Below are 3,762 nucleotides of genomic sequence, written 5' to 3' on the forward strand. Positions count from 1 at the left end.
GCGTACTACCTCGCGCAGCACGTTCTACCTCGCGGGGGGCGGGGGATCTGGAGAGTGAGTGGGAGGGAGCGGACGGAGCAAGACGTACCGCCGACGGTCCCGGCTAGACCGACCCGGCTAGACCGACCCGGCTACGACTGACCCCGCTTCGATCGACGCCCCGACGACCGGCGGCCGCTACGACCGGCGGCCGCTACGACCGGCGGCCGCTACGACCGGCGGCCGCTACGACCGACCTCGCTACGACCGACGCCCCGCGGGCGACCCCTCCGCGTCCAGCCGGGCCACCAGCCGGGGGCCCGCGACCTCGCGGTAGGACATGTCGAGCAGCTCGGCGACCTCCTGCCAGTCGACCGGTGCGGCCTCGAGGTCGAGCCCGAGCCAGCCGGCCGGTCCGTAGTAGGCCGGCACGAAGAAGCGCGGGTCCTGCGCGAGCGCGGCCTCCTCGGCGGGGTCCACCTTGACGAGCAGCGCGTCCGGGTACTGCCGGGCGGGAACCGTGGGGGTCGCCTTGGTCATGCCGCCGTGGACCGCGAACAGCAGGCGGGCCCGGAACGTCACGCGTCCGTGCGAGACCCGCTCCTCCGCACCGGGGAAGGCCAGGGCCAGGCGACGCAGGTCGCCGAGGTGAGCGGCGTCGTCGGGCGTGGAGGCGGCAGGCATGGTTCCAGCGAACCATGCGCTACCCACGCGCGCTGGTGGGTGCGGAACGCTCGTGCGACTCGCGAGGCGTGTCGCACGAGAGCTCCGCACCCCGAGCTGAGAGCCGCGCGTCAGACCTCGAGCACGACCTTGCCGCGCACGTGCCCGTCCGCGACCTGCTGGACGGCCCGAGCGGCCTCGACCAGCGGGAAGCGCGCCGAGATCTCCAGGGTCAGCAGCCCGGCCTCGGCGAGCGCGAGCGCCTCGCGCAGCGCGCCCTTGCGGGACGTCTTGGTCGCGATGCCCGCGGCGAGCGACTCCTCGGTCTCCACGAGCGTCACGGCGCGCGGTCCGCCGTCACGGGTCAGGCCGTCGGGTCCGAGGAGCTGGACGGTCTGCGCGACGGTCTCGGGTGACCCGACCAGGTCGACGACGGCCGTCACCGCCGAGAGCCCGTCCGGCAGGGCGCGGACCGCGTCGACGAGCCCCGGGCCGTAGGCCACGGGCGTCGCGCCGAGCCCGCGCAGGTAGTCGTGGTTCGTCGCGGAGGCCGAGCCGACGACGCGCGCCCCGAGCGCCTTCGCGATCTGGACGGCCGCCGAGCCGACCCCGCCCGACGCCCCGTGGATCAGCACCACGTCCTTGTCGCCGACCCCGGCCTGGGCCAGGGCGGAGAACGCCGCAGCGGCAGCGACGGGCAGGACCGCAGCCTGCTCGAACGAGACGTTGGCGGGCTTGACCCGGGTCTTGGCGGCCTGGACCACCGACTTCTCGCGCTGGGCCCCCGTGCCGCTCCAGACGACCTCGTCGCCCACCGCGAAGCCCTCGACGCCCTCGCCCACGGCCTCGACCACTCCCGCGGCCTCGAAGCCGAGCACCTGCGGGAACTCGTCGTCGCCCCCGAACTTCCCGGCGAGCTTCTTCACGTCGGCCGGGTTGACCCCGATCACGCGGTTCGCGACGACGAGCTCCCCGTCACCGGGTGCCGGCACGGGCTCGTCGCCGACGCGCAGGGCGTCGACATCGCCGTGGCGGTCGTAGAAGATCGCGGTGCTCATGGGTCTACCTCTTCGAGATGTGGGGGCGCTGGGAGGAAGATGTGCGGTTCGCGCGAAACCGGTTTGCCACTCTTCCATCCCGGACGGAGTCCTGTCATGCCCGACGACGGTGGGTCGCGCTGCTGGTCAGGTGCGGTCCGGCGTCGCGAGGCCGGGCCTCGGGGCCGGTGGTGCGGTCTGTTCGCGGACCGCCGCGAGGACCACGGGATCTGCGCAGCCACGCGCGAAACCGTTGATTCGCCGCTGGATGTCGCGGCTCAGGAGCCACGAGCCGATGCGCTCGGCCAGGGGAGCGAGCCAGGCAGGGCGGCACGTGAAGCTGTACCGCCACACGGCCCTGGTCATGACGGGCTCGGGGTGTCCTACGTCACGGCCCGGAGCGGGCGAGAAACGCCAGCCGCCCGCCATGCTCGCGTAGAACCACGGGCCCTCGACCATCTTCATCCCGACGTTCGTCGGCGGGTTGTAGGAGACGTACTCGCTGACCATCCGCAGGCCTGCGCGGTGCCGGGTGAGGGTGCGGACGCCCTTGGCGGGTGCCGTCGCGTCGTCCAGGAACCGCTGAGAGTGGATGAACGGGTCCCAGCGCAGCCGGAGGTCGCCCGTGGTCTGCGAGACCGCGAACGCGGTGGCAGGGTCCACGGGGACGATCACGGACGACTCGACGACGGGCACGCTCCGATCCTTGCACGGGGAACCCACACGGGGCCCGGGGGAATCGCCCGGGCCCGCGGAGCCGGCTCGAGCCCGGCCGCCCCGTGGTGCAATCGAGGCATGGACCCCGGCGCCGCCCTCGAGCACGTGCTCGCACGCGCGCTCGACGGGCCTCCTCTCCGTGACGACGCGCGCATCGCGCTGCACTTCCACCCCGACACCGACCTGCGGGGCGAGCCGACCCTCGAACGCATCCTGCGCGACGGCTCGTACCTGTCGCAGTTCGTGACGGGGACGAGCAACGGGGGACTCACGGCCGAGGGCCGGGGCGATCGGTGGCGCTGGGAGCAGCGGATGTTCGGCGGGGCCTACGACGACGCCCCCGCAGGGTCTCGACCGGTCTACGGGGCGCTCGCCGTCGACCGTGACCCCTACGGGCCGTCGCCTCGGTTCGGGTCCGCGTGGTTCCGTCTGCGCCGCGCGACGGTGGACCGTGCGACGTTCGCCTTCCCGGACAGCGCCCAGGGGCCGGAGGCTTTCGGGGTCGCGCGGCGGATGGGGCTCGTCGAGCTGCTCCGAGCGAGCGCCCCGAGCGACCCGCTGGACCGGTACGTCGAGTCGCACGTGCACGGAGGGGTCGCCGTCCCGGGGGACGTCGAGGCGCTCGTGCTCGACCCGTCGCACCGCGACGTGCTCGGCGGGGTGCTGCACGGCGTCGACCTGGCCGTGGAGTGGCACCCGGGGTACGTGGTCGACGTCGGGACGATCGCCCGCCACGCCGACTACCGGGGGAGCGACGTCGTCGGGCTCGCGGCCCGGGTCGCGGAGGACGGGGTGATCACGCCCGCGGTGCTCGGGCGCTGGAGGGGGCGGCCGGACGTCGACCCGCAGATCCTGAAACAGGTCTGGCACTCCGTGGCCCGGTTCGGGCGCACGGCTCCCGACGGGGACGGGGGCGCCTCGGGTGCCGCCGCGACGGACACCCCGGGGCCACGGTGACGGGCGCACCCGGGGCGCGTGACGCCGTCGTGCGGGAGCGTCTGCTCGCTCTGCGCGACGAGGCCGCGGCCCGCACCGAGGCCCTGCGCGGGGAGGTGGCCGGGATCGTCGAGGCGTCCAAGGACTCCAACGCCGACGACGAGCACGACCCGGACGGCGCGACCATCGCGTTCGAACGAGCCCAGGTCGGTGCGTTGCAACGGCTCGCCGAGCAGCAGACCGCCGAGGTCGACGCGGCCCTGGCCCGGCTGGACGCCGGCACCTACGGGACGTGCGAGTCGTGCGGCGGGCCCGTCGGCGAGGCCCGACTGGAGGCGCGACCGACCGCGCGGCTGTGCATCGCGTGCGCGTCGGCGGACGGCAGGTCCGGGCGCGGCACGAGGTAGACCCGGGCGGGCGAGGTGTCCGC

5 protein-coding genes are annotated in these 3,762 nt (G+C 74.4%); 2 read left to right on the plus strand and 3 right to left on the minus strand.

Annotated features, from left to right (window positions below):
- Positions 1-240: 240 nt before the first annotated feature.
- The 3 genes from ACFWFR_RS18320 to ACFWFR_RS18330 all read right to left on the minus strand — a co-directional run bounded on the left by ACFWFR_RS18320 (position 241) and on the right by ACFWFR_RS18330 (position 2,375).
- On the minus strand, positions 241-663 hold the full coding sequence (locus ACFWFR_RS18320; protein WP_377624026.1) for an MmcQ/YjbR family DNA-binding protein: 423 nt from the start codon (positions 661-663) through the stop codon (positions 241-243).
- A 110-nt stretch (positions 664-773) separates the two neighbouring features.
- A complete protein-coding gene (locus ACFWFR_RS18325; protein WP_377624027.1) occupies positions 774-1,700 on the minus strand; it encodes a zinc-binding alcohol dehydrogenase family protein in 927 nt (308 codons plus the stop codon).
- Between the two features lie 126 nt (positions 1,701-1,826).
- Positions 1,827-2,375 carry an SRPBCC family protein gene (locus ACFWFR_RS18330; RefSeq protein WP_377624029.1) on the minus strand — a complete coding sequence of 183 codons (549 nt, stop codon included), beginning with the start codon at positions 2,373-2,375 and terminating at the stop codon, positions 1,827-1,829.
- 99 nt (positions 2,376-2,474) lie between these two features.
- Between ACFWFR_RS18330 and ACFWFR_RS18335 the strand changes: the two genes are divergently transcribed.
- Positions 2,475-3,353 carry a DUF3626 domain-containing protein gene (locus ACFWFR_RS18335; protein WP_377624030.1) on the plus strand — a complete coding sequence of 293 codons (879 nt, stop codon included), beginning with the start codon at positions 2,475-2,477 and terminating at the stop codon, positions 3,351-3,353.
- Complete coding sequence (locus ACFWFR_RS18340; RefSeq protein WP_377624031.1) at positions 3,350-3,739, plus strand: TraR/DksA family transcriptional regulator; 390 nt, start codon at positions 3,350-3,352, stop codon at positions 3,737-3,739. Before ACFWFR_RS18335 ends, ACFWFR_RS18340 begins: the two co-directional genes overlap by 4 nt.
- The last annotated feature ends 23 nt before the right edge of the window (positions 3,740-3,762 follow it).

The sequence above is a fragment of the Oerskovia sp. NPDC060287 genome, assembly GCF_042726775.1.
Lineage (GTDB): Bacteria > Actinomycetota > Actinomycetes > Actinomycetales > Cellulomonadaceae > Oerskovia > Oerskovia merdavium.